Origin of the sequence: Parafilimonas sp., assembly GCF_051953455.1 — a bacterium.
Lineage (GTDB): Bacteria > Bacteroidota > Bacteroidia > Chitinophagales > Chitinophagaceae > Parafilimonas.
Genome location: NZ_JBQCIT010000012.1, coordinates 34,806 through 61,691, shown reverse-complemented (window position 1 = coordinate 61,691; position 26,886 = coordinate 34,806). Strand labels below are relative to the sequence as shown.

The window sequence follows — 26,886 nt, the reverse complement described above, 5'->3', positions numbered from 1 at the left end:
AGCAGAACATTAAAGCGTCTACCAATAATACATGCCCGTTTATAATCAGTCAAGGAGCAGGATAATACAGGTTATTTTTATCATTATTTTCCTGCTCATCGTAGTTCAGTTGCTCAACCTGCAGATATTTTCAACAGAATATAAACTGCAGGCGGAAAACAATGCTATTTACCGCAAGGTAATTTACCCGGACCGGGGCATTATTTATGACCGCCGGGGAAAGGCTATTCTTGAAAATACCATTATGTACGACCTGATGGTAACGCCGTATGAAACCAAAGGCATTGATACAATGGCGCTGTGCGATATACTTGGTATTGATACGGCGGAATATCATAAACGCATTATTACGGCCATCATCCGGAATTCCCGTTATAAACCGGGCATTTTTGAACCACTTATAAGCGATGAAGCTTTTGCCAGGCTGAATGAGAACATGTATAAATTTCCCGGGTTTAATATTGTTGAAAGACCGGTTAGAGCTTATCCCTTTCATTCGGCTGCCAACGTTCTGGGTTATCTTGGTGAGGTTGACAGCAGCTTTTTAAAAAGACATGCAACAGAAGGATACGAAGCAGGCGATTATGCGGGCATGACAGGCCTCGAACGCAGTTACGAAAAAGTATTAATGGGACAGCGCGGCGTGAAGCGGTTTATACGCGACAATAAAAACAGGATACAAGGCTCTTACAACAATGGCATTTTTGATACGGCAGCCATCGCCGGGCGCAATTTATACACCAGCATGGATGTTAACCTGCAAATACTTGCCGAAAAACTATTACAAAATAAAATAGGCAGTGCTGTTGCCATCAATCCTAAAACCGGCGGCATACTGGCTATGGCTACAGCACCATCGTATGATCCGGTTATGCTTACCGGCTCCCAGCGGCGTAAAAATTTTGGAAGACTGATTTTAGATACAGCCCGCCCGTTATTAAACAGGGCCATAAAAGGGCAGTACCCGCCGGGCTCAACTTTTAAACCATTAGATGCTTTAATTGCACTGGATGAAGGTGTAATTACCCCATCGTATGGTTACCCGTGCAGCGGCGCTTACTATGCCTGCGGCAGGCCGGTTAGATGTACAGAGCATTGGAGCGGTCATTCCAAAGACCTGCGTACCGCCATTGCCTGGTCATGCAATTCGTATTTCAGCAATGTTTTCAGGCTTATTGTTGACAACAAAAAATATCCAAATGTGCGCATGGGTTATACGCAGTGGCAACACTATATGAATGCTTTTGGCTACGGCGTTGATCTGAATATTGATATACCAAGCGAAGACGATGGAAATATCCCCGATACATCCGGTTACAACCGCGACTTTGGCGGCAACAGGTGGAATAGTTGCAATATGGTTACCTTAGGCATAGGACAGGACAGGATGCTGGCCACACCTTTGCAGATGGCTAATGCCATGTGCATCATCGCCAATAAAGGGTATTACTATACGCCGCATTTTGTAGACAGCATTGAGAACGAAACAGTGACAGATTCTCAGTTTGTTGGTAAGTACAGAGTTAAACATACGCCGCTTGAACATATTTCTGACGCTTCGTTTAGTGTGGTACAGTTAGGTATGCACGATGTGGCCGAATTTGGTACGGCAAGAAGGGCTCAGATTGAAGGTGTTAATATTTGCGCTAAAACGGGTACGGCACAAAATCCGCATGGTAAAGACCACTCATTATTTGTTGCCTTTGCACCCATGGAAGATCCCAAAATAGCTATTTGTGTTGTAGTGGAAAATGCAGGCTTTGGTGCCACCTGGGCAGCGCCAATTGCCTCGCTTATGATGGAACAGTATTTAAAAGATTCTATTTCTGAAAAGCGCAAACCGGAAGTGGAAAGAATCGCCAGTGCTGATCTTATTCCTGCTGCCATAAAACAATGGTATCATAAAAAAGATTCTATCAAGCTGGCTAAACAGGCGCAAAAAATAAATGCGGATGCAGCGCCGGTTTTCCAGAATAACCTTGAAACAAGCAGGCAGGTACAGTATGATCCTGAAGCTGAGCCTAACCGTAAAGGCAACGGCGATACTATACCGGTGAAAAATAAACCGGCCATACAAACGCCGGATGAAAAACGAAAGGCTAAACCTAAAAATTAATCATGAGCAGGGCAATTCCAAAATCAGTTTCAAGAGGTGTTGACTGGCTTACGGTGTGGCTGTATGCCGTACTGGTTTGCATTGGTATTCTTTGCATTTTCATGGCTGAATATAACCCGGCAACCTATACGCCATCTTCCTTTTTCCAGGGCCAAACAAATTACAGCAAACAATTGCTTTTTGCAGGTCTCTCAGTAATAGTGGCTACTTTTATTATTTTAAGCGACAGCAAGCTCTATCCTGCATTTGCCAATTTGTTGTATCTATTCGGCATCTTACTCATGCTTTCGGTATTTGTTTTAGGTAAAGATGTGAACGGCTCCAAAAGCTGGATTCCTTTAGGTGGCGGCTTTAATCTTCAACCTGCAGAATTGTGTAAGATATTTACAGCGTTAGCCCTTGCAAAATATCTTTCCCAGCTAAACATGGATTTCAGTAAGCTGCAATCGCAGGTTATTGCAGGCGCAATCGCCATGCTGCCGGCAGCCATTTCTGTGCTGCAAAACGAAACAGGCCTTGCATTGGTGTATCTGAGTTTTTTTATAGTGATGTACCGCGAAGGTTTACCCGGAATTATTCTTGTTATCGGTTTCTCATTCGGTGCACTGGTGGTAGCCACTTTATTGGTTGAAAAGAATTTGCTGGCCATTGTATTAACATTGATTGCAGCATTGATTGTATTCATTTTCCGCCGCCAGATTTTTACAAGAAAGCGCTGGAATATTTTAATTCTTATTGTTTCAATATGGTTTGTTTGTGTGGGCATACAGCGTTTTATTGTGCCCTATATTTTTAATAATGTTTTTGAATGTTATCAAAGCCAACGCATTTACAGCGCCGTGGGTAAAGACTACGACTGCAGTCAGAATATACATTCTATAAGGCAGGAAGAGGCAACCGGTAAAGCTTCCATCAAACCGGACGATTATAATGTACGCCAAAGTAAAATTGCTATTGGTTCGGGTGGCTTTTTGGGCAAAGGTTTTTTAAAGGGCACGCAAACGCGTGGCCGGTATGTGCCGGAGCAGTCCACCGATTTTATTTTTACTTCGCTTGGAGAAGCGTTTGGTTTTGTAGGCTCATTTCTTTTTCTCGCCGTATATTTTATACTGCTGCTGCGCATCATATTTCTTGCCGAAAGACAGCGCAGTGGCTTCAGCCGTATTTATGCTTATAGCGTGGCCAGCATTCTTTTTTTTCATATTGTGGTGAATGTTTGTATGACCATAGGGCTCTTCCCGGTTATTGGTATTCCATTGCCGCTGATAAGCTATGGCGGTTCATCCCTGCTCACATTTACCATCATGATCTTTATTATGATAAGGCTTGATGCAGACAGGCAGATGGTATTGCGTTAATTTATAACTTATGTTTACTATTGAAGCTGAACATTTAACGGTTCACGCCGGGGATTTACAATGAATGCTGATTTTTACAACACTATAAAAGAACCGTCAACCGCAGAGTTTAAAGACCGGGGCAGTAAATTTATTGCCTTTGCTTATCCCATTAATAGTATTGATGATTTTAAAAATTATCGTGCACAGTTAAAGAAAGAACATCCCAAAGCCAATCATCATTGTTTTGCTTACAGACTTGGAACAGATGGAAATAATTTCCGTGTAAGCGACAATGGCGAACCTTCCGGTTCTGCCGGCAGGCCAATCCTCGGGCAGATAGACAGCCGTGAATTAACCAACATATTAATTGTTGTGGTTCGATATTTCGGCGGTACATTATTAGGTGTTCCCGGCCTGATCAACGCGTATAAAACATCCGCAGCGCTTGCCTTGGAACAATCCGTTATCATACAAAAACCGGTTTTAATTTCTTACCGTTTACAGTTTGATTATATGCTTATGAATGAAATAATAAAATCGATAAAGCAATACGGTTGTGAAATTTTTAAACAGGAACTACAATTGTTTTGTTTAATGGAGATCGGTATTCCAAAAAACAAACATGCAGCAATGTTGAATATTTTAAATGATATAAAGGGATTGGAATTAAGTAAAATCGGTTAGTTATTTAACGCGAGTTCGGGATAAGAATATTGATTTAGTTTGAATATAAAGTTGTTCAATTTTATTATGAAGGTGAGCCTTCAACTCGACAACAGAGAGGTCTCATAATTTTTTGAAGGTTGTTATTCGGGAGATTTCTCCTGTCGTCGAAATGACGTGCGCCCCGTTCCTTATGCCGGACTCACGTTATTTAAGCTTTATTCCAAACACATCTTTCAATGCTTTTTTAGCTGCATGATAACCGTTCATGCCATGCACGCCACCACCTGGTGGCGTGGAAGCGGAACAGATATATAACCCTTTCGCAGATGTTTTATAAGGCGATAGCCGCAAAGCTGGCCGCGTAAATAATTGTGATATTAAAGGTGCACCGCCATTAATATCGCCGCCAATATAATTTGCATTATATGCCTGCAACTCCGCTGCATTCATTTCGTGTTTGGCGAGAATGCAATCTTTAAAACCCGGCGCAAAACGTTCAATCTGCTGCTCAATTACATCAGTTATATTCTTCTCTGAATTATTCGGCACATGGCAGTAAGCCCAGGCTGTGTGTTTTCCCTGCGGTGCTCTTGAAGTATCAAATAAACTTTGCTGCGCCAGTAATACAAAAGGCTTGCCGGCATGTTTCCCATTCCATACAAGCGCTTCGCTTAAAGCAATTTCTTTCATCGAATTTCCTAGGTGTACAGTGCCTGCCTGCCTGCATTCCGGCGCAGTGAATGGTATAGGTTCCGATAAAGCAAAATCAATTTTATAAACACCCATGCCATATTTAAAATTGTTTAACTGCTTTGTATATAAAGATGAAAACTTGTTGCCGGCTATCTGCAACAAGTGTTTTGGCGATACATCAAATAAAACAGCATGGCTTGAAGGAAGCTGCTGCAAAGAGCTGACATTAAAACCCGTTTCAATTTTTCCGCCAAGTGATGTATAATAAGCCGCCAGCGTATTGGCAAGTTGCTGCGAGCCGCCTTTTATTAAAGGCCATCCTTTATAATGTGCCGTCATCAGCAACACTAATCCAATTGCTGATGTGGCAGTTTTGGAAAACGGCAGCATTGAATGTGCCGCCATGCCGGCAAATAATCCTTTGGCTGCTTCTGTTTTGAATGTCTTCGCTAAAATGGCCGCAGGTTGAAGTGCTTTCAATCCAAAGCCCGCCATGATTAAAGGATGTTTTGGAAATGTAAGCGGCCCCAAAATAAACGGCAATATCTTACTGCAGTTTTCATATAAAGGCCTTACCAGTTTTTCATAAACACTTCCATCAATGCCCAGCCTGTCAATTGTTTTTTGAATAGATTGATATAAAACTGCGGCTTTGCCATTATCAAAAGGATGAGCGGCAGCAATAGTTGGTTCAATAAAGTTTAAACCAAATTCCGCTAATGGTAAGCTGTTAAAAAATGGAGAGCTCACCGCCAGTGGATGAATAGCAGAACACACATCGTGTACAAAGCCGGGCAGCGTAAATGCTGCAGAGCGCATACCGCCGCCAACTGTTGTATTGGCTTCGAGCAATAATGTGGAAAGACCGTGTTGCTGCAAAGTGATAGCAGCAGCAAAACCATTTGGACCCGAGCCAACAATTACGGCATCAAAATCTCTTTTAAGCAAAATATTTAAACTGTTTAGTAATGCAAGTTAACAGCAGAATGATAAAGGTAATTTTTACCTTCATATAATTGTGCGGCAAAGCATAACAGATGATGGAAACGGCATACAATCGAGGGCTTATTTCTTTTCCATCCGCAGTTAATTCAACGCAAAGCTATTGGCTTACCCGCTTTGTAATATTGCGGCTGCTGGGAATAATTTATGCCATTGCTTTTTTGGCGGCTATTAATCAAATTATTCCATTAATAGGAGAAGAAGGTTTGCTGCCAATAGGCAATGCCATTGAAATGATTCGAAAAGTCATTGGTGCAACAGAAGGCTTTATACGTTTACCATCTGTTTTTTGGTTCAATCATTCCGATAGCATGATGCTTTTTATTGCATGGCTTGGTTTCATACTTTCCTGTATGGTGGCCGCGGGATATGCAAATGCCATTCTACTTTTTGTGCTTTGGGTTTTATATATGTCGTTTGTGCATCTCGGGCAGGATTGGTATAGTTACGGATGGGAAATACAATTACTTGAAACAGGGTTTTTATGCATTTTTCTTTGCCCTTTAATCAATATGCGGCCTTTTCCAAAGCAGGCACCTCCTTTGCAAATCATCATACTGTTACGATGGCTGATATGCCGCATCATGCTGGGTTCGGGTTTAATAAAAATACGTGGTGATGAAATATGGCGCAACGGCACAGCATTGTATTATCATTTTGAAACACAACCTATGCCCGGGCCGTTAAGCAGGTGGTTTCATTTTTTACCACACCCTATTTTGAAAATCGGCGTATGGTTTAATTTTCTTGCAGAATTGATAGCGCCGCTGTTTGCATTCTGGCCTAGGATAGCCAGGCATATTGCCGGAGTAATTATGATTTTGTTTCAACTTAATATTTTTGTCAGCGGCAATCTTTCTTTTTTAAACTGGCTTACCATTATTCCTGCGCTGGCCTGTTTTGATGATGGATTCTGGAGTAAAATATTACCCCGCAAACTTGTTGAAAAGGCTAAAGCCGCACAAGCAGGTTGCGAGCCATCAAAACCCATGAAAACAACCGCATGGATTGTAACTGTTGTTGTAATATTTCTTAGTGTTGGCCCGGTAATTAATTTATTTTCTTCCAGGCAGGTCATGAACACTTCATTCGATCCGCTTGATCTTGTAAATACTTACGGCGCTTTTGGTACGGTTGGACAGGAACGTTATAATGTGGTTTTTGAAGGTACATGGGACAATGATTCAACCGATAAGGCTAACTGGCAGGCATATATTTACAAAGGCCTTCCTGTTGAATTAAATAAGCGGCCGCCGCAAATTGCCCCTTATCATTTAAGGTTCGACTGGCAAATGTGGTTTGCCTCTATGTCAACCGCAGATCAATATGCATGGACGTATAATCTTGCCTGGAAGTTATTGCACAATGATGCCAGTGCCGTGAGTCTTTTTGCTAAAAATCCTTTTAAAGCTAAACCGCCAAAATATGTGCGGGCTGTGTTATATAAGTATGCTTTTGCAAAACCCGGGAATGCGCAACAGCTTTGGTGGACAAGGGAAAGAATAGGTTTGTGGCTGCCTGTTTTATCTGTAAACAATCAACAATTGATTAAATATTTAAACAGTGAAGGCTGGCTGAAATAAAAGAAAAAGCAGTAACAGCAATCCTATTCAAGGTTGATCATCTTTACAAGAATCTACAACAGGTTTTTACCTGTTCTGTAACAGGTGCCTTTAAACAGCCCGATTAATTGTTCATGCTGGTTTTTAATTTCAACAAGATAAACGCCGGTATTTTTTCCATTGCGTATTTCTTTGGCTTCAGCAGTTAGCACATCATCAACATAAACAGGCTTTAAAAAAGATATCGCTGTTTCCAAAGCCAGCGATAAATTATTACGACTGTTGCAGGCAAAAGCAAAGGCACTGTCGGCAAGTGAAAAAGCAATGCCGCCGTGCACTACATTCAAACCATTCATCATTTCCTGCCGCACCTGCATTTTTATTTTACTGTAACCTTCGGCTGCTTCAATCAGTTCAATGCCCAGCCATCGGCTGAAGCTGTCTTTTTGCAACACATGATTAATGATTGATTGCGGCGTAACTGTTTGCATGCAGCAGTAATTTTATAAAGTGAATATATAGAACAATTACATTTACTCAAAAGCCCGTTTGGTTTTATAATCCAGCTTATTTAAATATCCTGCTGATTAATTTTCCAATCTCCACAAAATCGCTGTGATTACTTACCAGCCTCACTTCCATATCGTCTTCGGGCGATACAGTATAAGGATAGATAAGCAGGTAATTTTTATCATTAAAATACCTGTTGAGCATTTCGGGAAACCTGCGCATCTGTGGCAAATACGATCTCATGCCCCGCTTAGGCATTAATACGATCAGGCCTTCATCATCATCTACGTTGTTGGCTGTTTTTTCTACGTCGGACCATTTTTCAACAGGAGTAAACTCTGCTTCAATATTGGCTTTTTTAATAATGTTCTTAAGAATGCTGAGAATATTGGCTGACGAATAAAATTCCATTAACGCACCTGAATTGCGTGCTATATTCCAAACCCGCAGCAATGCATAAAAGAAACCTGGTTCTGTATCAAATTTCGGTGGAATAAAAACAATATATTTTTTAATGGTTGAGATGGGTTGCGCCGCATGATAAATTAATACATTGATTGTTTGATTTTGCAGGTAGCCGTTATATAAATTATAAGCAAACGAGGCAGAGAAACCTTTATCTTCTTCCAGTGCTATAAGCAGATCCGTGATCTTTTTTTCTTTCACTACATTGTTGATACCATTGATAACATCATTATCATAACGTGTAAGCGGCGTGAGTGTTACGTCGGATGCCGAAGCTGTATGTACGGCTTCATCCAATATTTTTTCTGCGTTCTTTACAGATGATTCATTTTTTTCTTCATTAATAACATTCAACGCAAATATCCTGTCAGTATTGGCTTTGGCTTTTATCATGGTAGCCAGGTTTACCATTCGTTCTACAGTCTCCGGGTAATTTACAGCAAGCAGCATGGCTTCTTCCTTATCATCCTTATCTGCAATAGTATCTTCCTGATCTGCTTCCGCAATTTTTCTTGCTGCGGCTGCAGACACAAATGATGACAAAGTGCAGGAAATAAGAATAAGCAAAATGCTTCCGTTCAAAACATGATCGTTTAATAAACGTATTGGTTCGCCGGTTTCTGTTTCTGAGATAATGATATTATAGCCTACCATTACGGTAGCCAGCGTTGCAGCCGCAGAGCCTGAGCTCAAACCAAATATCATTACACCTTCATTTTTAGTAAGTCTGAAAGTTTTTTGTGTTGCCTTTGCCCCAATATATTTTCCGAAAAAAGATGCAAACATCATTATTGCCGCTACTTCAATTGTTTCCCAACTGCTAAAGAATACTTTAAAGTCGATGATCATGCCCACACTTATCAAAAAGAAAGGAATGAAAATAGCATTGCCTACAAATTCAACCCTGTTCATTAGCGATGATGTACGGGGTATAAGACGGTTAAGGGCAAGCCCTGCAAGAAATGCGCCGATGATGGCTTCTATGCCCGCTATTTCTGCCAGCATAGCTGCCAGATAAATCATTACCAGCACAAAAATGTATTGAGATATTTTATCATTAACATTTTTTAAAAACCATCGGGCGATTAAAGGAAAAACCAACAAAACAGTTAATCCAAAAGCCAATATTGATAATGTAAGGTTAAACCAGAATTCTTTGCCGGCCTGTCCTTGTGCCACACCCACAACCGCTGCCAATACTAATAATGTTACAAGGTCGGTAATCACGGTTCCGCCCACTGTAATATTAATAGCCCGGTTTTTAGAAATGCCCATTTTACTTACAAGTGGGTAAGCAATTAATGTATGTGAAGAAAAAAGGCTTGCAAACAATATGGAAGTAAGCATAGAAAAACCGAGTATGTAATAAGCACATATAAATCCAAGTATAAAAGGTGCGGCAAAAGTATAGAAGCCAAAAGTGAGGCTCTTCCATTTGTTTCTTTTAAAATCGCCCATATCTATTTCAAGGCCCGCGAGAAACATAATGTAAAGCAACCCTGTTGTACCAATTACCACAACGCTGCTGTCGCGGGAAAGTATATTAAAACCATTGGGGCCAATAACAGCACCTGCAATGATGAGCCCAATTAAGTGCGGCACTTTTATTTTATTAAGAAGAAGCGGTACAAAAAGAATAATGATTAACTCTACCAAAAATTTCAACACCGGCTCTTCTATTGGCAACGATATATCCAGGACATTCAATAAGATCATTCGTTATTATTCTTTGTTTGAAACTCTGTTTAGCTCTACTGAAAATTTTGCGGTGCAGGCGCTGTCTATTTGTATGGTGCGCGTGCCTTTTAATTTGTCGGGGGCGGTTTCGTTTAAAAGCACATGCATCATTACTTTTTTAGGCGCAGTGGAATCTGTTGAAAAATTAAGATTAATTTGATTATTGGAATATTCAGCCAGGTAAATGCGTACAAGCTTGTTATTACTGATAACCTTTGTTACCAACTGAGAAGAATCGCTGCCAAATTCCCATAGGTCGGAGCGCTGATCGCCAACAATATAATCGCTGCAGTTAGATTCTGTGCAAACAACTTTACTGTTCCAAAGCCCTTCAATCTGGTTTGGCCAACCGGGCAGCATGATAGTATCCTTTTTTGCAAGCAGGCTGTCACGCATTTTTAATAACGACTGGTAATCGGCCTCCCTGAGCGCAAACTGGTTTTCTTTTTCAAGTAATATTTGTTCTCTTTTATTTAACTCCTGTTCGCGCACATTATCCCTGCAGCCTGCAGCAAAAAAGATTGCAGCAAAACATAGGCAGACGAGCATTTGTGTAATAAATTTTTGTTTCAATATGCAGAATAATTTATGTGATTATTTTAAAGTTACAGTTTTTACCGAAAAGGGCGTTTGTATGCAATGGCATAATAAGTATTTTATAACTATAAATAAAGCATTAATAATTTAGCATCATGAGATGTATACAAATCATCCTGCTGAATATTTTTTTATTCAATATAACTGCATGCACCAGTAAGCCATCGCAAAGCAATGACGCAGGTATTGAATACGACACCATATCATCACCGGCGGTGATTAAGCCAGATACATTGCCGGTTGGACAATTGATTGAAAATGTTGTTTGCAAAAATGATGCAGCACAATCTTATGCTTTATACATTCCATCTAACAAAATCAATGCGGCTATTTATTTTTTCGATCCGCATGCAGCCGGCGCACTGCCTTTGGAAAAATATAAAGCGCTGGCAGATGCATATAATTTTATACTGATTGGAAGTAACAATTCTAAAAATGGTAATGATTTTCAAACTGCAGAAAATATATGGCAAAATTTATATAATGATACAAAAAGGATAACCTTAAATACAGGCAGGGTTTACGTTTGCGGATTTTCAGGCGGCGCAAAGGCCGCAAGCTATCTTGCCTTGCATCATCCTGAAATAAAGGCCGTGATAGCGGGTGGGGCTGGCTTGCCTGATGGAACGCCTGCCGCTAACTTCAACTTTAGTTTTACAGGCATAGCGGGTAAAGGCGATATGAACATGACAGATATTGTTGCTTTAAATAATGATCTTGACAAAACACAAACGCGTCACCGGCTTATTTTGTTTGATGGAAAACATAAATGGTGCCCTGTAAGTACGATGAACATTGCTTTTGCAGGATTGGAGTTAGATGCAATGCGCAATAACGTTATTCCCAAAAATGATTCATTGATAAATGCATTTATCAGTAACAGCAAAAAAAGAATTGAAGCGTCATTAAAAAAGAATGATTACATGCAGGCATCTGATGAATGCATACTTGCCTTGAATATACTTGATGGTATAACTGGTGCTGCTTTCTTCAAAGAAAAAAATAATGCTATTGTAATTGGTGCGGCTTATAAAGATCAGTGGCAGCAGCAACAACAACTATTTACCATCGAACAAAATAAAAAAGCGGAATACAATGCGCAATTCCGGCAAGGTGATATGAATTACTGGAATAAAACAATCAATGATTTAAATACAAAAGCAAAAGGCACAACGCCAGAAGCTGCGATGAACCAGCGTTTGCTGGCATATTTATCACTGGCGTTTTATTCTATCAGCAACCAGCTTATCAGTCAAAACCAAAATGACGCTGCCGGTTATTTTGTAACACTATATAAAATGGCAGACCCAACCAACAGCGAAGCCTGGTATTTTGCTGCTGTCTTGGACGCAAGGAATAACAATGCAAATGCAGCGCATGACGACCTGGTGAAAGCGGTTTCGAATGGTTTTAATGATAAAGCAAGAATGATGCAGCAGCCTGAATTTATCAGGCTTCAGCCGCAAATAAACCTGCCTCTTATTCCCGGCCCGTAATTATTTCAGCCGCACATATTTTTCAATGTTTATTCTGTTCACGCCAATGCTGTCAATTTTTTCAATGCCCTGCTGCGTGAGCGTATCATTATGTATGGCTATAGTGAAATGAAAATCGTTGCCTTCCCATTCTCTTGCGTTGCAATATTCAAGATGCTCTGTGTAATTGCTGTCGTTTAACTCATATTTGCCGCCGCCTGAAGAAAAGAAAGCGGTGGCCGAATCTTTGCCTTTATTAAGATCGTGGCCCATAAATGCAAAATGTGATGCATCAATAACTTTAATGAATGATTTGTCTTTTGTATAATCTGTAACAGCCGTGTCATTCTTTTCAATGGTTGTTCCTGAAATAAGTTTCCATGTGCCTTGTATGGAATTGGTTGCAGTATTTAATGGCTGCTGTTGATTATTACATGCGGTTAAAATAGTAATGGCTGCAATGGTTAGAAATTTTTTCATTGATTGATTTATTAATTATGAATTTTTATGGGATGGTGTTTGAAATAATTTAAAGTTTTGTATCTGAAGCCATTGCTGAGTAATGATCTGCAGATGCAGTGAGTGACACAACCGTGATGCCATTCTTGATTTGCCGGCATCAAAAAATAACTGGTTAAAAAGCTGTTACACAGTTTGAATTAAAGGATGCTTATATGGCCCGCGGTAACTTCTTTGCAATAGTTTGGTGGCTTCTTCATCACCAGCGATTTCATGCTTTACCGCATCGTAACTAAGCGGCCTTTGTAATTCCATAGAAAGATTGGCCATAATGCAACTCGCCGTTGAAATATGTCCTTCTTCAATGGGCGCAACGGGTTTTGTGCCTTTATCTATCGCTTCCATAAAGTTCTGCATATGCCTTCTTGTTGCTGAAGCAACGTGCAATTCAATATCAGGCTCCTTTAAATCTTCAGGATATTTTTCTTTTTCCCAAAGCACATCGCCATGTAATTTCTGCTCTTTATTATCTGTGGGAAAGAAATCATATTTCCATACGTCACAGCAAAGCGTTCCTTTATCGCCATAAATTTTAAATGCCCATGGATAATCAGGGTCAGAAGGCCTGCCCCAGGTGCGGTGCTGCCACACGCAATCTATATCATCATAAGCGAAGATGGCGGTTTGCGTATCGCTGATATTACTGCTGCTTTCTTTATCAACAAAAATCCCGCCTGTTGATGTAACGCTCTTTGGCCAGCCAAGACCCAGCATCCAGCGCACCGCATCAAACATGTGAATGCACATATCGCCGATAATACCGTTTCCATATTCCATATAAGCACGCCAGCGGCGGTGCGGCAAACCGGTAAACGGCCGCATGGGTGCCGGGCCTGTCCACATATCATAATCAAAAAAAGATGGCACAGGTTGTACGGCAGGATTGCCTGTTGCCCGCATGTGATAATAGCAGCACATTTCGGCATGATGGATTTTGCCGAGCATGCCAGTATCAATAATTTTTTGTTTGGCTTCTACCAAATGCGGCGTGCTTCTGCGTTGGGTACCCACCTGCACCACTCGGTTATATTTTTTGGCTGCCGCCACTATTGCTTCACCTTCCAGCACATCAACACTAATGGGCTTTTGCAAATAAACATGTGCGCCGCTTTGCAATGCATCTATCGCCTGCAATGCGTGCCAGTGATCGGGCGAACCAATTAAAACAACTTCAGGTTTTGCTTCGTCCAGCAGCCTTTTGTAATCTTTATACAGCTTAGGTTTCTGATGGCTTTGCTGCCTTTCGCTTACCATTGCTGCCGCATGGTTCAGCATGTTTTCATCCACATCGGAAAGGGCCACCACATCTACAGGCGCAACCTGTATCAGCCTGAACAAATCGCTTTTGCCATACCAGCCTGTACCAATTAACGCCACCTTTTTAGAAGGTGCGTTCTGAAGGTTTAGCTTGTTAATATTTAATGCGCTTAAGGCAAGCAGTGAAGCGCTATTGCGTAAAAAATCGCGGCGGTAAATTTTATGTTTGTTCATGGATGTTGTTTGAAATTTCGTGGTTAAAATGCAGGTGTATGACACCTGCAGCCATCAATGATCTATTATGTTGCAATTGAACCAGCGCAGCCGGCAATATAAATTCTTTATTTATAAATAGCAACCTCGTTCAATCCATCACTTGTTCTCACACCGCGATACATGCCTTCGCTGTTAAATAACAAGGCAAAATTTCCCTTCGCATCAACGCCAATCATACCACCTTCGCCGTTTATGGCAACCAGTTTTTCATTCACCACTTTATTCATAGCATCATGTAAATTCATGTGCGCATATTCCATAAGGCAGCTTACATCATACGCAGCAACGGCTTTTATAAATAACTCGCCATGGCCGGTGCAGCTTACAGCACAGGTTTTATTATTGGCATAGGTGCCGCAACCAATTAAGGGGCTATCGCCAATGCGGCCATAATTTTTATTCGTCATACCACCGGTGCTTGTAGCAGCAGCCACATTGCCCTGCCTATCACAGGCAACGGCGCCAACTGTTCCAAATTTCTTATCTATATTTTTTACAGAATGGTCAAGCTGATAAGCGTCAGAATCTTTCATCTCCTGCCACTGGTCATGCCTGAATTTTGAAAAGAAATATTCATCAGGCTCAAATTCAAAACCCTGTTCTTTGGCAAAGAGGGCAGCACCTTCACCACTAAGCATTACGTGTTCCGTTTTCAGCATCACTGCTTCTGCCAGTTTTATAGGATTACGTATGTGCTGAACGCCACACACGGCGCCTGCCATAAGATCTGCGCCGTTCATTACGGCTGCATCCATTTCATGCAAACCTTTTTTAGTGAATACAGCGCCGCGGCCAGCATTGAATAAAATATCGTCTTCCAGCACAACTACTGCTGCAATTGCTGCATCCATTGCGGTACCACCTTTTTCTAAAACTGCATAGCCTGCATCTAAGGCCTGTTGTAAACCGTGCCGGTATTTTTGTTCAAGTTCAGGCGTCATATTCTCTTTAAGAATAGTGCCTGCACCACCGTGTACTGCAATTGTATATTTCATTCTGCGAATAAAAGTAGTTGTTTGGAAAGATAACTGGTAACGGGCAATTACATTTTAAACATATAACCTAATTACCACGTAAAAATTATTAAAATACAGCGGTGATTTATAGAGGAAGCGTAATTATAAATGTTGTGCCTTCGCCTTCTTTACTTTCAACATTTATTGTTCCGTTATGTTGTTTAGCAATAATGTCATAAGTCAGGCTAAGGCCCAAACCCGTTCCTTCGCCGGTGGGCTTAGTTGTAAAAAAAGGCTGGAATATTTTGCTCATAATATTTTGGGGAATGCCTTTTCCATTATCCATAACCCATATTTCCACGCCCTCATCCCCTGAAGAGGAATTATGCAGCCTTCGTGTGGCAACGGAAACCAAAGCCTTAAATCCTTCGCCTTCATTTTTGCGCCTTTCATTCACTGCGTAAAAAGCATTATTAAAAAGATTAAGCAATGCCCTTCCAATATCCTGCGGCACTACAACAATCTTACCGATGCTTTCATCCAGTTCAGTTTTAAACTCAGCATTAAAGCTTTTATCTTTTGCGCGCAGGCCGTGATAGCTTAATCGTAAATATTCTTCACATAAAGTATTAATATCAGCTGGCTCTTTTGCGCCTGAACTTTTTCTTGAATGCTGCAGCATGTTTTTTACAATAGCATCGGCACGTTTACCGTGATGGTTTATTTTTTCTTCATTCCCTTTAATGTCATTTGCAATAAATTTCACTTCATCAAAATTCCCCTTATCAACTTCATCAATTAATTCGCTGCTTAATTCGCTGTTCACCTCGCTAAAATTATTAATGAAATTTAACGGGTTTTGTATTTCATGTGCAATGCCCGCGGTGAACTCGCCAAGCGAAGCCATTTTTTCGCTTTGTATCAATTGCGCCTGGGCTGATTTTAATTCTGATAAAGCACTTTCCACTTTTTGCTTTTCCCTTTGAAGTAAAAGGTTTGCTTTCTGTTTATTGCGACTGTTCCTCGATTGGATAACGGCAATAATTACAACCGCAAGCACTGCAAGGGCCAGTGCAACAATTATGAATAGTTGCTGGTTTTTTATGCGTTTGGATTCCGCATCTTTTTTATCCTGCTCGGCCCTGGCAACTGCCTGTTTTTTTTCAAAATCATAATTCATAGACAATTCTGTAGCTTTCTTCACATTGTCTTTCCTGCGGACAGAATCCATAATATCTGCGAATAATTTATGATTTAACAGAGCTTTCTTGTAATCACCTGTAAATTCATAACAGCTTGAGAGATTTTTATATGCTTCTGCATTTGCCTCAAGATAAATATCAGAACTACTGAGCGCATCAAAACTTTTTTCATAATGTACAATGGCAGTTTTGTAATCTTTTTTCAAATAATATATCTGGCCCATTGTTGATTGAGCCTGCGAAATATTAAGTTTTTGATTGGAGGAATCAGCAACCAAAATTGCCTGCCTGTTTAATTGTATCGCCTCTGTGATTTTATTTAATTTAGCAAGGGCCAAGGCAGCCTTGGAGAGGCTTGCCGCCTTGATGCCCTGGTCTCCGAATGCTGTTGCGAGGTTAGCTGCTTTCATGCCATATTGATAAGTTTTGTTCCATTGTTCGTACGCAGAATATAAGGACGCCAGGTTGGAATATCCATACAGCTCAACATTTTTTAAATTCTTTTTAAGGGCAAGACTGACTGCTTTTAGAAAGGCTTGTTCAGCTTTAGCAGAATCGCCAATGTTCTGATACGTATTCGCAAGATTCATAATTACATAAGCCTGCCTTATTTCATCATGTAAAGATTCTGCAAGCATTAAGCCCTTTTGTCCATACTCAAGCGCTCTGGGAAAGTTTGACAGTTGCTGATAGCCAATGGCTATGTTGCTGTACAGGGCTGGTAACTCTTTTGTATAATTATGCCTTTCATAAATTCCGGTTGCTTTTTCACTAACCTTTATTGATGAATCATACTTGCTTTGCATGCCGTACATCAGCCCGCGATTGGTATATAAATTAGCAATATTCATCGAATCATCCGGCTTAATAAAATTTTCGAGGTATTGAAATTGTTGTTCTGCTGCTTCATAGTTGCCCTTATAACAATAGTTTACAGACAGTCTTGCCCGTGCATCTACTTCACCCTCATAAAAATTTATTTTTTGCGCTGCCAGCATGTTTTGCTTACCAAGTGCAATGGCCGAATCAAGGTTTATATTGCTAAGAAAAAATATTTTTTGATTGATGAGTTTAATGCGCGCAGTATCGGATGTTTCTTTACCAATCAAGTTGTTTATGCTGTCAATTTTGGTATTTTGGGTGAAGCCACAATGCAATAACAAGCTGAAGGATACGGCAAGGTAATATCTCATAATAGTAAGCTAAGGTGTAAATAATATCCTTTAAAGATAATTCAATTGTGAAATGGCGGCTCCTGTGCTTCCTTATTTATGTATATTTCCTTTTTTAGTTTTAAGCTTGGCTAACTGTTACAGGCAGATTGATAATAAACGTTGTGCCTTCACCTTCTTTGCTTTCAACATTTATTGTCCCGTTATGTTGCTTGGTAATAATATCATACGTTAAGCTCAGGCCTAAACCCGTTCCTTCGCCGGTGGGCTTTGTTGTAAAAAAAGGTTGGAATATTTTATTAATAACATTTTGCGGAATGCCTTTTCCATTATCAATAACTTTTATTTCAATGTCTTCTTCACCGGTTTTCTTTGTCTGGATGATAACCATGGGTTTATAATCGGGGCCTGCGGTTTTCTTCTTATCGTTTACTGCATAAAATGCGTTGTTCAAAAGGTTAAGCAATACCCTTCCAATATCCTGCGGAACCATGTTTATCCTGCCTATGTTTTCATCAAGGTCTGTTTTAAACTCGGCATTAAAGCTTTTATCTTTGGCCCGCAAACCATGATAACTCAGCCGCATATATTCATCGCAAAGTGCATTAATATCGGTGGGCTCTTTTGTTCCTGAACTTTTTCTTGAATGCTGCAACATGCCTTTTACAATACCATCGGCACGTTTGCCATGAAATGCAATTTTTTCATTGTTGCCAATAATATCAGCTAATAATTCATCTTCCAGTGTTTTATCTCTTTCTCCATCAGTTTTCAGCCATTCCTGTTTTAATTCTTCAATGAGTTCATTATTTACTTCAGAAAAATTATTAATGAAGTTGAGCGGGTTTTGAATTTCATGTGCAATGCCGGCGGTAAGCTCACCCAGTGAAGCCATTTTTTCAGATTGTATAAGCTGCGCCTGTGTGGCTTTTAATTCGCTTAATGTATTTTCAAGGGCTTCTTTCTGCTGTGTAAGTTCAGCTGTTCGTTCGGCCACCTGCACTTCAAGCTCTGCTTTCATAGCAGTTATAATCCTGTTGTTTTCCTGCTCGTCCAGTGCTCTCTGCCGGGCTTTTGTTAACTCTTTTTGTTGCCTTCGGCTTACGAGCCAAACACCAAATCCCCATATTACAGCAAACAGCACAATGGGGCCGGAAACATCAGATACCCTGGAATAAAAATCTTTCCCGGGCAGGCGCAGCAGATCATCTACAAAAGAAACTATTGCGTAAGGTAATAAGGCTGTTAGCAAAAATTTTACAGGCTTAAATTCATCATACTTATAAATTATATATAACAGCAAGCCCACCAATATATCCTCCAGTATAACAAACAGTATATTTAATACTGTGCTAAAAGAAGCTACCGAAAGCTGAAGCACCATGCACCCGATAGCAGCAAACAGTATTATTGATAACCGCTTATGCCATACCGGCATTGTTGTTTTTGTTTGAAGCGTTCGGCGCAGGTAAGTAACTATTATAATTACCAGAGCAAACTGCAGACTCATGTCCATATTTTAATTGTTAATACAATTTTAAGCTGTTGGTGGTTCAAAATAATAAATGTACAATCAGAAAAATAATTATTATGCAGCAATAGCCGATTATTATTTGCAATTCAATTTCCGGCAACTTCAGTTTACATTTACAGCTTTTATAATCCATATGGTTTTTACCGGGTGCAAAAACTGTAAATTTTAAAAGTGCTGCAATGATTTTTATTACCGGCGCAACCGGGTTGCTTGGTTCATGTTTAACAAAAACGCTTGCAGGGCATGAACCTCGCATTAAGGCTTTATACAGGAAAGAAATACCTTTTCATCATCCTGCCATAGAATGGGTACAGGGAGATTTGTTTGACGTGATTTTACTGGAAGAAATAATGCAGGGTGTGGATGAGGTATATCATTGCGCCGGTAAAATTTCCTATAATCCAAAAGATAAAAGGCAGCTTTTTAAAACCAATGCAGAAGGAACGGCGAATATTGTAAATGCGGCTTTAAATGCCGGCGTGCGCAAACTATTGCATGTAAGTTCTGTTGCAGCTTTAGGCAGGATACGGGAGAACACAATTATTACGGAGGAAATGCAGTGGACCGAAGAAACAAGCAACAGCGTATATGGGGAAAGTAAATACCTGGCAGAGATGGAAGTGTGGCGCGGCATGGCAGAAGGATTAAATGCGGTGATTGTGAACCCGTCGATTATTCTTGGGGCGGGCAACTGGAATACAGGCTCTTCGGAAATTTTTAAAACCATATATAAAGAGTTTCCTTACTACTCGGATGGCGTAACCGGCTTTGTAGATGTGCAGGATGTTGTAAAAGCCATGATAGCGTTAATGCAAAGCAATATTTGCAGGGAGCGGTTTATATTAAGTGCAGAAAACACGGATTATAAAAATTTATTCGATCTTATTGCCGAAGCATTTCATAAAAAAGCACCGTCAAAAAAAATAACGCCTTTTATGGCAGGCATGGTTTGGCGGTTTGAAGCATTAAAGAGTTTTATTACCGGCAAGGCGCCTTTCATTACAAAAGAAACGGCGCGTACGGCGCTGGCTAAAGTATATTTCGACAACAGCAAATTATTGAAAGCGATGCCTGCTTTCAGCTATACACCTTTGCACAAAAGCGTGGAAAGAATATGCAATGAATTACTGGCAATAAATAATCTCAAATTATAAAGCTGTATTTAAAACAATTAAGCAAATTTGTAACAGCAGGTTTAAATGAGAAAGCTGTCTTTATACTACAAAGAAAACTTCGGCTAAACTGCTTTAAATTATATTTGATAATAAAAATATTTATATGAAGATTTTGGTTGTGGATGACGAGGCTGATGTAAAAGTTTTATTTGAACAACGTTTTAGAAAAGAGATAAGGAATGGCGAGTTTGTTTTTGCTTTTTCCAATTCAGGAGAAGATGCGCTGGCTTATTTAAACCATCATGAACATGAAGTGGTACTTATTCTTTCAGATATTAATATGCCTGGCATGAGCGGCCTGGAGCTATTGCAAAAAATAAAACAGATGTATGCCGTGCCCCCGCCTGTTGTAATGATGATCACCGCTTACGGCGATGAAGAAAATTACAACAGGTCGCTAAGCCTCGGCGCAGATGATTTCCTGACCAAGCCCCTCGACTTTACTCTTTTAAAAGATAAATTAAAAAAGCAGGTACATGACTAAAATATTAGTGGCAGACGACGAAACTGATCTTGAGATATTAATCAAACAAAAATTCCGAAAACAAATAAGGGAACATCAATACGAATTTGTATTTGCATTAACCGGCCGCGAAGCGCTTGAAAAACTGCAGCAGGATCCAAATATAGAACTTGTTTTCAGCGATATTAATATGCCCGAAATGGATGGCTTAACGCTGCTTGAAAGGTTACACGATGTAAGCCCCATTATTAAAACAGTAATTGTTTCTGCTTACGGCGACATGGAAAATATACGCACCGCCATGAATCGCGGCGCTTTTGATTTTATAACCAAGCCCGTAAACTTCGCAGATTTTGAACTCACGCTTAAAAAAACAATTGAGTATGTTACACAGTTAAAACAAACATTGCAGGCCATTAAAGAAAACAATATTCTAAAAATGTATGTGGATGAATCGGTGCTGAAGTTTATGGAGAAAAAAGAATTTGAACAATCGCTTACCATAAATGAAAATATTGAAGCAACTGTTATATTCATTGATATATGTGGTTTCACATCAATAACAGAAAGAGAAAAACCCGATGTGGTTGTACACCTGCTTAATACTTATTTTGATGTTATTGTAAAAGAAATAATAGCGCAGAATGGTTTTGTAGATAAGTTTATAGGCGATGCTGTAATGGCGGTATTTCATGGCGAATATCACCTCGACCGTGCCATAGAAGCCTGCCTTGCCGTGCGCAATGCCATTCACAATATGCCGCCGGAGAAAGGCATAGCAGGTTTTTTGCCGGAAGTTTCCATAGGCGCTAACAGTGGTGAAATGATATCGGGCAATATTGGCGCAGCCGGTTTGCGCAGGCTGGATTATACCGTTATTGGCGATGTGGTAAATACAGCACAGCGCCTGCAAAGCAAAGCGCAGCCCGGGCAAATTTTAATTGAGGCAAAATCGTACGAAAAAATAAAAGAATCATTTAATTGCAGGCCTGTGGGCCAGCTTGAAGTAAAAAACAAAAAGGAAATACTTGAAGTGTTTGAAGTATTGAATTAACAAAGCTTCCTTATTATAATTTATTGGAGCACAAAATTTCCTTAATGGAAGTACAAAAAATACAATCATATATACTGGAAAAACTGCACCGGGAATTGCCTGAGTGGCTAACTTATCACAATGCAGAACATACGGAAATTGTAATAAGAAATGCTATTGAATTAGGCGAGCTGGAAGGATTGGGCACTGAAGAATTGCAGCTTCTGCAAACGGCTGCCCTTATGCACGATGCAGGTTTTTTATCAACTTATGAAACCCATGAAGAAACATCCTGCAATCTTTCACGGGAGCTATTGCCGCAATACAATTATAACCCCGCGCAGGTGGAAGCTGTTTGTGAAATAATAATGTCAACAAAAGTACCGCAGCAGCCAAAGAACCATCTTTCAAGAATTCTTTGCGACGCTGATGTGTATTATATCGGTACAGATGATTACAACGTTTTTTCAAACAGGCTTTACCGTGAATTAAAATACCGCGATCCCAATCTTACCAATGAAGAATGGTTAAAAAAGCAGGTTGATTTTTTAAGGTCGCATAATTTTTTTACGGAAAGCGCGAAAGAAAAACTTACTGCACGTAAGGAGGCCAACTTAAAAAAACTCAGCCGCCAGCATCATACAAAAACAAAAAACCACCGCGATTTTAGTTTTGCCGATATTTTACTGATGATATTTGGTGTGGCCACTGCAGGTTTTGCTTTAAAAGGATTTCTTGTACCCAATCATTTTTTTGATGGCGGCATGACGGGTATATCGCTGCTTATTCATGAGATATATCATATAAATCTTGCAGTAGTAATTATCGCCGTAAATGCACCGCTTATAATTATGAGCGCTTTTGTTGCCAGCAGGAATTTTGCTATAAAAACACTCATTTGTATTATCCTGTTAGGACTCTGTCTTTTCCTTGTGCCATATCCTGTTATTACTTCAGATAAATTGCTCATATCTATTTTTGGCGGGTTTTTTCTAGGTATAGGCATCGGCCTTACCATGCGCGGCGGTTGCGCCGTGGATGGTATTGAAGTACTTGCATTATACACATTAAGGCACACAAGCTTTACCATCAGTGAAATTGTGTTGGGCCTTAACATCATTATATTTAGTATCGCTGCATTCCAGTTTGGTATGGAAACTTCACTCTATTCAATGCTAACTTATTTTACTGCGTCCAAAACAGTGGACTATGTAGTGGAAGGCATTGAAGCTTATACCGGCGTAACTATTATTTCGGGCAACAGTGAGCGCATAAAAGAAAAGCTGGTAAACGAAATGGGCCGCGGTATAACTATTTATAAAGGCGAACGCGGCTTTCTTCCCGGTAAATATGAAGTGCATACCGATGTTGATATCATCTTTACCGTAATAAGCAGGCTGGAAATGCGCAAGCTTAAAAACCTCGTATATGCTGAAGACCCGAAGGCTTTTGTATTTGCCAGCACCATAAAGGAAACAGCAGGGGGCGTATTAAAACGCAGGCCTCCGCATTAAACCGGCTTCATTTTTATTTATGTATTGCCGGCAGTCATTAATTTAAAAAAAACTACAAACCCCGTAAGCCGGATTCTGTTTTAAGCTATCATTTATCTGTGCTGCCTACCCCGAAGCAGAGCGGGCAGCTCTATGGCTTCTTTACGTGGCATTGCAGCGCCCAAGGTTTACCCTTCTGTTACATTACTGCAACAGAACGTGAGCTCTTACCTCACATTTTCACCCTCATTCCGCTAATTGCGAAACAGTTATTTTCTGTGGCACTTTCTCTTTTCCCGAAACCGGGAAAGCCATGCTTAACACATGGTGGGCTGCCCTGTGCTGTCCGGACTTTCCTTTCCAATAAATTGGAACGATAGCACGGGTTTGTAGCAATGCAAAACTACTGGTAATTTTTTGGCCTGGTATATTTTGAAATAAAATAACAAGCTGCTACTCTTCCCATTTCTTTAATTCAACGGTGCTGCCGTCGAATACAGCGTAGGTAAAATGTGTGATCCAGTCGCCGAGATTAATATATTCAGCGTTATCGTTAAGCCTAATTTTTAAGGGCAGGTGGCGATGGCCGAAAATGAAATAATCAAAATGTTCTTTTGCCAGCACTTCCCTGCAAAAAATAACCAGCCATTCATTATCCTCCCCTAAAAAAACAGCATCGGACGAGCCTGTTTTCTGCCTGCTTTTTCGGCTGAAATAATTGGCAAGCCGCATGCCCCAGGTTGGATGCAACTGGCCAAACGACCATTGGCAGAATTTATTTCTGAATATTTTTTTAAGGAATTTATAGCCATGATCTCCCGGCCCCAAACCATCGCCATGGCCGATAAAAAACTTTTTATTATTCCACGTAAAAGTCCTGGGCTCAAAGTAAACCGGTATGTTTAATTCGGTTTGAAAATAATCCCGCATCCACATATCGTGGTTGCCTGCAAAAAGCATAACGGGAATGCCGCTGTCTGTTATCTCTGCCAGCTTGCCAAGTAGCCGTACAAAATGTTTTGGAACAACGGTTTTGTATTCATACCAAAAGTCAAAAACATCGCCGCCAATAATTATGGCTGCAGCATGATGCCGCACAGTTTCCAGGAAGGCAACGATCTTTTTTTCCCTTACCAGGCTTGCCGCAAAATCAGGAGCGCCCAGATGAAAATCGGAGAAAAAGTAAATTTTTTTGCCAGGCAATAGCTCCATTAAAACTTAAACATTAGGTAGAAATAAATGGAAGATTAATCAAGAAAATCTTCGTCTTCTTTTTTACTGTGTTTGGCAAAGGCTTTTTCTATGGCGCCGCCAAACATAGGGAATTTACTTTTCGCAAAATCTTTCACAATCGTTATGGCCTGTAAAGCCTGTTTATCGGTAAGGCCGGCTTCATTTATGAGTTTATCAATAAGTTCCTGCATATTTTTTATTTCGAATGAAAGCAAATTTAATTCCTGAAAAATAAATCAGTCATCTTTTAACAGCGGAAGGAGCTTGTCCCCTTTAATATTCGTAAAAACCTTTGCCATTTTTTTTACCGAGTTCGTTTGCATCCACTTTGTCTTTTTGCAAACGTGAAGGCTTTAAACGTTCAGGCTTACCGAGTTCTTTCCATACGATATTACTTACTGCATAATTTACATCCAACCCTATCAGGTCCATCAATTTAAACGGGCCCATTTTAAAGCCGGTGGCTTCCATTATCGTATCAATAGTTTTTATGTCTGCCATACCTTTTTCAGCCAGTTGCATCGCTTCAAGATAATAATGCCTTGCCACACGGTTTACAATAAATCCGGGCGCATCATTGCAAACAACGGCCGTTTTACCCAATGCGGCTGTAAACTGTTTTAAGGTATCAATAACGGCATCATTTGTATGCTCTGTACGGATAATTTCCACCAGTTTCATTAAAGTTGCCGGGTTAAAAAAATGCAGGCCCGCAAAACGAGGGGCATACTGCTTTCCGCTGCTTAATGCCGTAATGGAAATAGATGATGTATTGGTTGCAAAAATGGTATCGGCCGTATTTATAGCAGCAAGCTTATCAAATAAATGTTGTTTGATCAACTTATCTTCTACAACGGCTTCTATAATCAATTCACCTACACAATCTTTTATAGAAGATGTAAACGTAATGCGTTGCAGAATATCGCTTCTTCGCGCTTGCTCCAGCCTGCCTTTGTCAACAAGCTTTTGCAAATTATTTGTAATAGATGTTTTGCTTTTTTCAAGCATATTTTCATTCACATCAAATTGAATTACTTGAATGTTGTTTGATGCAATAACCTGTGCAATTCCGCTGCCCATGGTTCCGGCGCCGCAAACACAAATAGTTTTAATCACTGGCAAGAAAATTTATTTTAAATTTATGCGTTATAAAGATGCTGATTTATTCAGGAAAACGCACGATTATTCCTTTATCTTTTACAGCGGCATTGCCATTTAATTATTTGTAGTTTTACAACATGCAACAATTAGATCTATTTAATAACAACAATGATAAAATTGCTGTTATCCGTCCTAAGAAACAACCGGAAAAAAAAGCGGTTGAAATTGCAGCTCCTGCTGAAAAAAAAGCTAATGTAACACCGGTAAAACCTCCTGTTATTATACAGGTGAATGAAGAACCTGAACCAAAGGAAGATAATAAGCCCAAGGAGCAAACAAAACCTGTTCAGCTTATCAAGCCGCTTTCAAAAAATGCAGAGCAGCCTTCAAAGCGTGGCCGTAAATCTTTAAAGGAAATTAATCTTGATGTTGCGCTGCTCGAAATTCCAGAAGATGAAATCTTATTTCAAAAGCAATATTATTCCATAAGCGAAGTGGCGCAATGGTTTAATATGAAACCTTCTTTACTGAGGTTTTGGGAGAATGAATTTGATATTCTGAAGCCACGGAAGAACAAAAAAGGCGACCGCCTTTTCAGGCCGGAAGATGTGAAAAACCTGCGTCTTATTTATTATTTATTACGGCAGCAGAAATATTCTGTTGAAGGGGCAAGGCAATATTTAAAAGATAACCAGAAAAAAGCTGCTATGCAGGTTCAGTTGGTGGAAAGCTTAACAAAATTCCGCTCTTTTCTTTTGGAATTGCGCACTAATTTAGGCGCATGAAAAAAATTTTCCTGTTCTTATTCGGCCTGGCTGTAATTGTTACAGGCAAAGCGCAGCAGGCATTTCATCCTTATGAAATAAGCTTCGATTCAACGCACGGAAAGATTTTAAAAGGCCTGCTTTCCCGCAGCGATATTGAAAGTGATACATCTTTTGCATGGTTTCAAAAAAATTATAAACTTGGCAGGCCCGATGCTAAAGCAGTGGCTGCTTTTAAACAACATGCCGGTGATTTTAAGATGCTGATTTTTGCCGGTACCTGGTGCCCCGATACCCACAACCTTTTACCTGAATTTTATCGTCTTACAGATGCTGCGGGTTACCCGGACAATAATATTTCGCTTATAGGTGTTGACTATAACAAAACCACGTTTGATAATCTTGAAAAAACATTTAATGTTACGGAAGTGCCCACATTTATTGTTTTAAAAGATGGTAAAGAGGCAGGGCGCATAGTTGAATATGGAGAAAGCGGCGAAGCCATGAAGGAATTAGGTAAAATTATAGAAGGACTTTAATAAGAG

The 26,886-nt window shown here is 40.0% G+C and carries 23 protein-coding genes and 1 other RNA gene; 11 read left to right on the top strand and 13 right to left on the bottom strand.

Features of this window, described 5'->3' with window-relative positions; genetic code table 11:
• Positions 1 to 31: 31 nt before the first annotated feature.
• The 3 genes from mrdA to ACTHN6_RS04560 are packed head-to-tail and all read left to right on the top strand — an operon-like array spanning position 32 to position 4,140.
• Entirely contained in the window at positions 32 to 2,116 is a 2,085-nt protein-coding gene (gene mrdA / locus ACTHN6_RS04570) for a penicillin-binding protein 2 (protein ID WP_440434538.1), read from the top strand.
• 2 nt (positions 2,117 to 2,118) lie between these two features.
• Positions 2,119 to 3,474, top strand: a complete 1,356-nt coding sequence (rodA, locus tag ACTHN6_RS04565; protein WP_440434537.1) for a rod shape-determining protein RodA — start codon at positions 2,119 to 2,121, stop codon at positions 3,472 to 3,474.
• 60 nt (positions 3,475 to 3,534) lie between these two features.
• A complete protein-coding gene (locus tag ACTHN6_RS04560; RefSeq protein WP_440434536.1) occupies positions 3,535 to 4,140 on the top strand; it encodes an IMPACT family protein in 606 nt (201 codons plus the stop codon).
• A gap of 186 nt (positions 4,141 to 4,326) precedes the next feature.
• On the opposite strand, the gene ACTHN6_RS04555 is transcribed toward ACTHN6_RS04560, so the two are convergent.
• On the bottom strand, positions 4,327 to 5,763 hold the full coding sequence (locus tag ACTHN6_RS04555; RefSeq protein ID WP_440434535.1) for a phytoene desaturase family protein: 1,437 nt from the start codon (positions 5,761 to 5,763) through the stop codon (positions 4,327 to 4,329).
• Between the two features lie 89 nt (positions 5,764 to 5,852).
• Between ACTHN6_RS04555 and ACTHN6_RS04550 the strand changes: the two genes are divergently transcribed.
• A complete protein-coding gene (locus ACTHN6_RS04550) occupies positions 5,853 to 7,400 on the top strand; it encodes a lipase maturation factor family protein (protein ID WP_440434534.1) in 1,548 nt (515 codons plus the stop codon).
• A gap of 53 nt (positions 7,401 to 7,453) precedes the next feature.
• Here ACTHN6_RS04550 and paaI read toward each other — a convergent pair whose 3' ends face one another.
• From paaI to ACTHN6_RS04535, 3 genes are all read right to left on the bottom strand, one after another.
• Positions 7,454 to 7,870, bottom strand: a complete 417-nt coding sequence (paaI, locus tag ACTHN6_RS04545) for a hydroxyphenylacetyl-CoA thioesterase PaaI (protein ID WP_440434533.1) — start codon at positions 7,868 to 7,870, stop codon at positions 7,454 to 7,456.
• Between the two features lie 76 nt (positions 7,871 to 7,946).
• On the bottom strand, positions 7,947 to 10,070 hold the full coding sequence (locus ACTHN6_RS04540) for a cation:proton antiporter domain-containing protein (protein WP_440434532.1): 2,124 nt from the start codon (positions 10,068 to 10,070) through the stop codon (positions 7,947 to 7,949).
• Between the two features lie 6 nt (positions 10,071 to 10,076).
• Positions 10,077 to 10,640, bottom strand: coding sequence for a hypothetical protein (locus ACTHN6_RS04535; RefSeq protein WP_440434531.1), 564 nt, complete (start codon positions 10,638 to 10,640; stop codon positions 10,077 to 10,079).
• Between the two features lie 143 nt (positions 10,641 to 10,783).
• On the opposite strand from ACTHN6_RS04535, the gene ACTHN6_RS04530 reads away from it, so the two are divergent.
• Positions 10,784 to 12,184 (top strand): hypothetical protein, encoded by a 1,401-nt coding sequence (locus tag ACTHN6_RS04530; protein WP_440434530.1) that lies wholly within the window; start codon positions 10,784 to 10,786, stop codon positions 12,182 to 12,184.
• Here ACTHN6_RS04530 and ACTHN6_RS04525 read toward each other — a convergent pair whose 3' ends face one another.
• The 5 genes from ACTHN6_RS04525 to ACTHN6_RS04505 form a co-directional block, all read right to left on the bottom strand.
• A complete protein-coding gene (locus tag ACTHN6_RS04525; protein WP_440434529.1) occupies positions 12,185 to 12,643 on the bottom strand; it encodes a hypothetical protein in 459 nt (152 codons plus the stop codon).
• 165 nt (positions 12,644 to 12,808) lie between these two features.
• The gene (locus tag ACTHN6_RS04520; RefSeq protein WP_440434528.1) at positions 12,809 to 14,173 is read right to left on the bottom strand and encodes a Gfo/Idh/MocA family protein; all 1,365 of its coding nucleotides are present in this window, start codon (positions 14,171 to 14,173) and stop codon (positions 12,809 to 12,811) included.
• 107 nt (positions 14,174 to 14,280) lie between these two features.
• Entirely contained in the window at positions 14,281 to 15,210 is a 930-nt protein-coding gene (locus tag ACTHN6_RS04515) for an isoaspartyl peptidase/L-asparaginase family protein (RefSeq protein ID WP_440434527.1), read from the bottom strand.
• A 106-nt stretch (positions 15,211 to 15,316) separates the two neighbouring features.
• Positions 15,317 to 17,566 (bottom strand): tetratricopeptide repeat protein, encoded by a 2,250-nt coding sequence (locus ACTHN6_RS04510; protein WP_440434526.1) that lies wholly within the window; start codon positions 17,564 to 17,566, stop codon positions 15,317 to 15,319.
• Positions 17,567 to 17,666: 100 nt separating this feature from the next.
• Entirely contained in the window at positions 17,667 to 19,055 is a 1,389-nt protein-coding gene (locus tag ACTHN6_RS04505; protein WP_440434525.1) for a sensor histidine kinase, read from the bottom strand.
• A 203-nt stretch (positions 19,056 to 19,258) separates the two neighbouring features.
• Between ACTHN6_RS04505 and ACTHN6_RS04500 the strand changes: the two genes are divergently transcribed.
• The 4 genes from ACTHN6_RS04500 to ACTHN6_RS04485 all read left to right on the top strand — a co-directional run bounded on the left by ACTHN6_RS04500 (position 19,259) and on the right by ACTHN6_RS04485 (position 23,264).
• Positions 19,259 to 20,233: an NAD-dependent epimerase/dehydratase family protein gene (locus ACTHN6_RS04500; RefSeq protein ID WP_440434524.1), complete on the top strand. Its 975-nt coding sequence runs from the start codon at positions 19,259 to 19,261 to the stop codon at positions 20,231 to 20,233.
• Positions 20,234 to 20,357: 124 nt separating this feature from the next.
• Positions 20,358 to 20,738: a response regulator gene (locus tag ACTHN6_RS04495; RefSeq protein ID WP_440434523.1), complete on the top strand. Its 381-nt coding sequence runs from the start codon at positions 20,358 to 20,360 to the stop codon at positions 20,736 to 20,738.
• Entirely contained in the window at positions 20,731 to 21,771 is a 1,041-nt protein-coding gene (locus tag ACTHN6_RS04490; RefSeq protein ID WP_440434522.1) for an adenylate/guanylate cyclase domain-containing protein, read from the top strand. The genes ACTHN6_RS04495 and ACTHN6_RS04490 overlap by 8 nt, the downstream gene beginning before the upstream one ends.
• Positions 21,772 to 21,815: 44 nt before the next feature.
• The gene (locus ACTHN6_RS04485; RefSeq protein WP_440434521.1) at positions 21,816 to 23,264 is read left to right on the top strand and encodes a YitT family protein; all 1,449 of its coding nucleotides are present in this window, start codon (positions 21,816 to 21,818) and stop codon (positions 23,262 to 23,264) included.
• Positions 23,265 to 23,312: 48 nt separating this feature from the next.
• Here ACTHN6_RS04485 and rnpB read toward each other — a convergent pair.
• From rnpB to ACTHN6_RS04465, 4 genes are all read right to left on the bottom strand, one after another.
• Positions 23,313 to 23,636, bottom strand: an RNA gene (gene rnpB / locus ACTHN6_RS04480) — RNase P RNA component class A.
• A gap of 60 nt (positions 23,637 to 23,696) precedes the next feature.
• Entirely contained in the window at positions 23,697 to 24,455 is a 759-nt protein-coding gene (locus ACTHN6_RS04475; protein ID WP_440434520.1) for a UDP-2,3-diacylglucosamine diphosphatase, read from the bottom strand.
• A 35-nt stretch (positions 24,456 to 24,490) separates the two neighbouring features.
• Positions 24,491 to 24,667, bottom strand: a complete 177-nt coding sequence (locus ACTHN6_RS04470) for a hypothetical protein (protein ID WP_440434519.1) — start codon at positions 24,665 to 24,667, stop codon at positions 24,491 to 24,493.
• An 82-nt stretch (positions 24,668 to 24,749) separates the two neighbouring features.
• Complete coding sequence (locus tag ACTHN6_RS04465) at positions 24,750 to 25,592, bottom strand: 3-hydroxyacyl-CoA dehydrogenase family protein (RefSeq protein ID WP_440434518.1); 843 nt, start codon at positions 25,590 to 25,592, stop codon at positions 24,750 to 24,752.
• Positions 25,593 to 25,714: 122 nt separating this feature from the next.
• On the opposite strand from ACTHN6_RS04465, the gene ACTHN6_RS04460 reads away from it, so the two are divergent.
• Both ACTHN6_RS04460 and ACTHN6_RS04455 read left to right on the top strand, forming a co-directional pair.
• Entirely contained in the window at positions 25,715 to 26,362 is a 648-nt protein-coding gene (locus ACTHN6_RS04460; protein ID WP_440434517.1) for a MerR family transcriptional regulator, read from the top strand.
• Positions 26,359 to 26,880: a TlpA family protein disulfide reductase gene (locus tag ACTHN6_RS04455; protein WP_440434516.1), complete on the top strand. Its 522-nt coding sequence runs from the start codon at positions 26,359 to 26,361 to the stop codon at positions 26,878 to 26,880. Before ACTHN6_RS04460 ends, ACTHN6_RS04455 begins: the two co-directional genes overlap by 4 nt.
• Positions 26,881 to 26,886: the final 6 nt, after the last annotated feature.

Coding starts and splice junctions, on each gene's coding strand:
- mrdA (WP_440434538.1), top strand. CDS start 32: ATGCCCGTTTATAATCAGTCAAGGAGCAGGATAATACAGGTTATTTTT.
- rodA (WP_440434537.1), top strand. CDS start 2,119: ATGAGCAGGGCAATTCCAAAATCAGTTTCAAGAGGTGTTGACTGGCTT.
- ACTHN6_RS04560 (WP_440434536.1), top strand. CDS start 3,535: ATGAATGCTGATTTTTACAACACTATAAAAGAACCGTCAACCGCAGAG.
- ACTHN6_RS04550 (WP_440434534.1), top strand. CDS start 5,853: ATGATGGAAACGGCATACAATCGAGGGCTTATTTCTTTTCCATCCGCA.
- paaI (WP_440434533.1), bottom strand. CDS start 7,870: ATGCAAACAGTTACGCCGCAATCAATCATTAATCATGTGTTGCAAAAA.
- ACTHN6_RS04540 (WP_440434532.1), bottom strand. CDS start 10,070: ATGATCTTATTGAATGTCCTGGATATATCGTTGCCAATAGAAGAGCCG.
- ACTHN6_RS04535 (WP_440434531.1), bottom strand. CDS start 10,640: ATGCTCGTCTGCCTATGTTTTGCTGCAATCTTTTTTGCTGCAGGCTGC.
- ACTHN6_RS04530 (WP_440434530.1), top strand. CDS start 10,784: ATGAGATGTATACAAATCATCCTGCTGAATATTTTTTTATTCAATATA.
- ACTHN6_RS04525 (WP_440434529.1), bottom strand. CDS start 12,643: ATGAAAAAATTTCTAACCATTGCAGCCATTACTATTTTAACCGCATGT.
- ACTHN6_RS04520 (WP_440434528.1), bottom strand. CDS start 14,173: ATGAACAAACATAAAATTTACCGCCGCGATTTTTTACGCAATAGCGCT.
- ACTHN6_RS04515 (WP_440434527.1), bottom strand. CDS start 15,210: ATGAAATATACAATTGCAGTACACGGTGGTGCAGGCACTATTCTTAAA.
- ACTHN6_RS04510 (WP_440434526.1), bottom strand. CDS start 17,566: ATGAGATATTACCTTGCCGTATCCTTCAGCTTGTTATTGCATTGTGGC.
- ACTHN6_RS04505 (WP_440434525.1), bottom strand. CDS start 19,055: ATGAGTCTGCAGTTTGCTCTGGTAATTATAATAGTTACTTACCTGCGC.
- ACTHN6_RS04500 (WP_440434524.1), top strand. CDS start 19,259: ATGATTTTTATTACCGGCGCAACCGGGTTGCTTGGTTCATGTTTAACA.
- ACTHN6_RS04495 (WP_440434523.1), top strand. CDS start 20,358: ATGAAGATTTTGGTTGTGGATGACGAGGCTGATGTAAAAGTTTTATTT.
- ACTHN6_RS04490 (WP_440434522.1), top strand. CDS start 20,731: ATGACTAAAATATTAGTGGCAGACGACGAAACTGATCTTGAGATATTA.
- ACTHN6_RS04485 (WP_440434521.1), top strand. CDS start 21,816: ATGGAAGTACAAAAAATACAATCATATATACTGGAAAAACTGCACCGG.
- ACTHN6_RS04475 (WP_440434520.1), bottom strand. CDS start 24,455: ATGGAGCTATTGCCTGGCAAAAAAATTTACTTTTTCTCCGATTTTCAT.
- ACTHN6_RS04470 (WP_440434519.1), bottom strand. CDS start 24,667: ATGCAGGAACTTATTGATAAACTCATAAATGAAGCCGGCCTTACCGAT.
- ACTHN6_RS04460 (WP_440434517.1), top strand. CDS start 25,715: ATGCAACAATTAGATCTATTTAATAACAACAATGATAAAATTGCTGTT.
- ACTHN6_RS04455 (WP_440434516.1), top strand. CDS start 26,359: ATGAAAAAAATTTTCCTGTTCTTATTCGGCCTGGCTGTAATTGTTACA.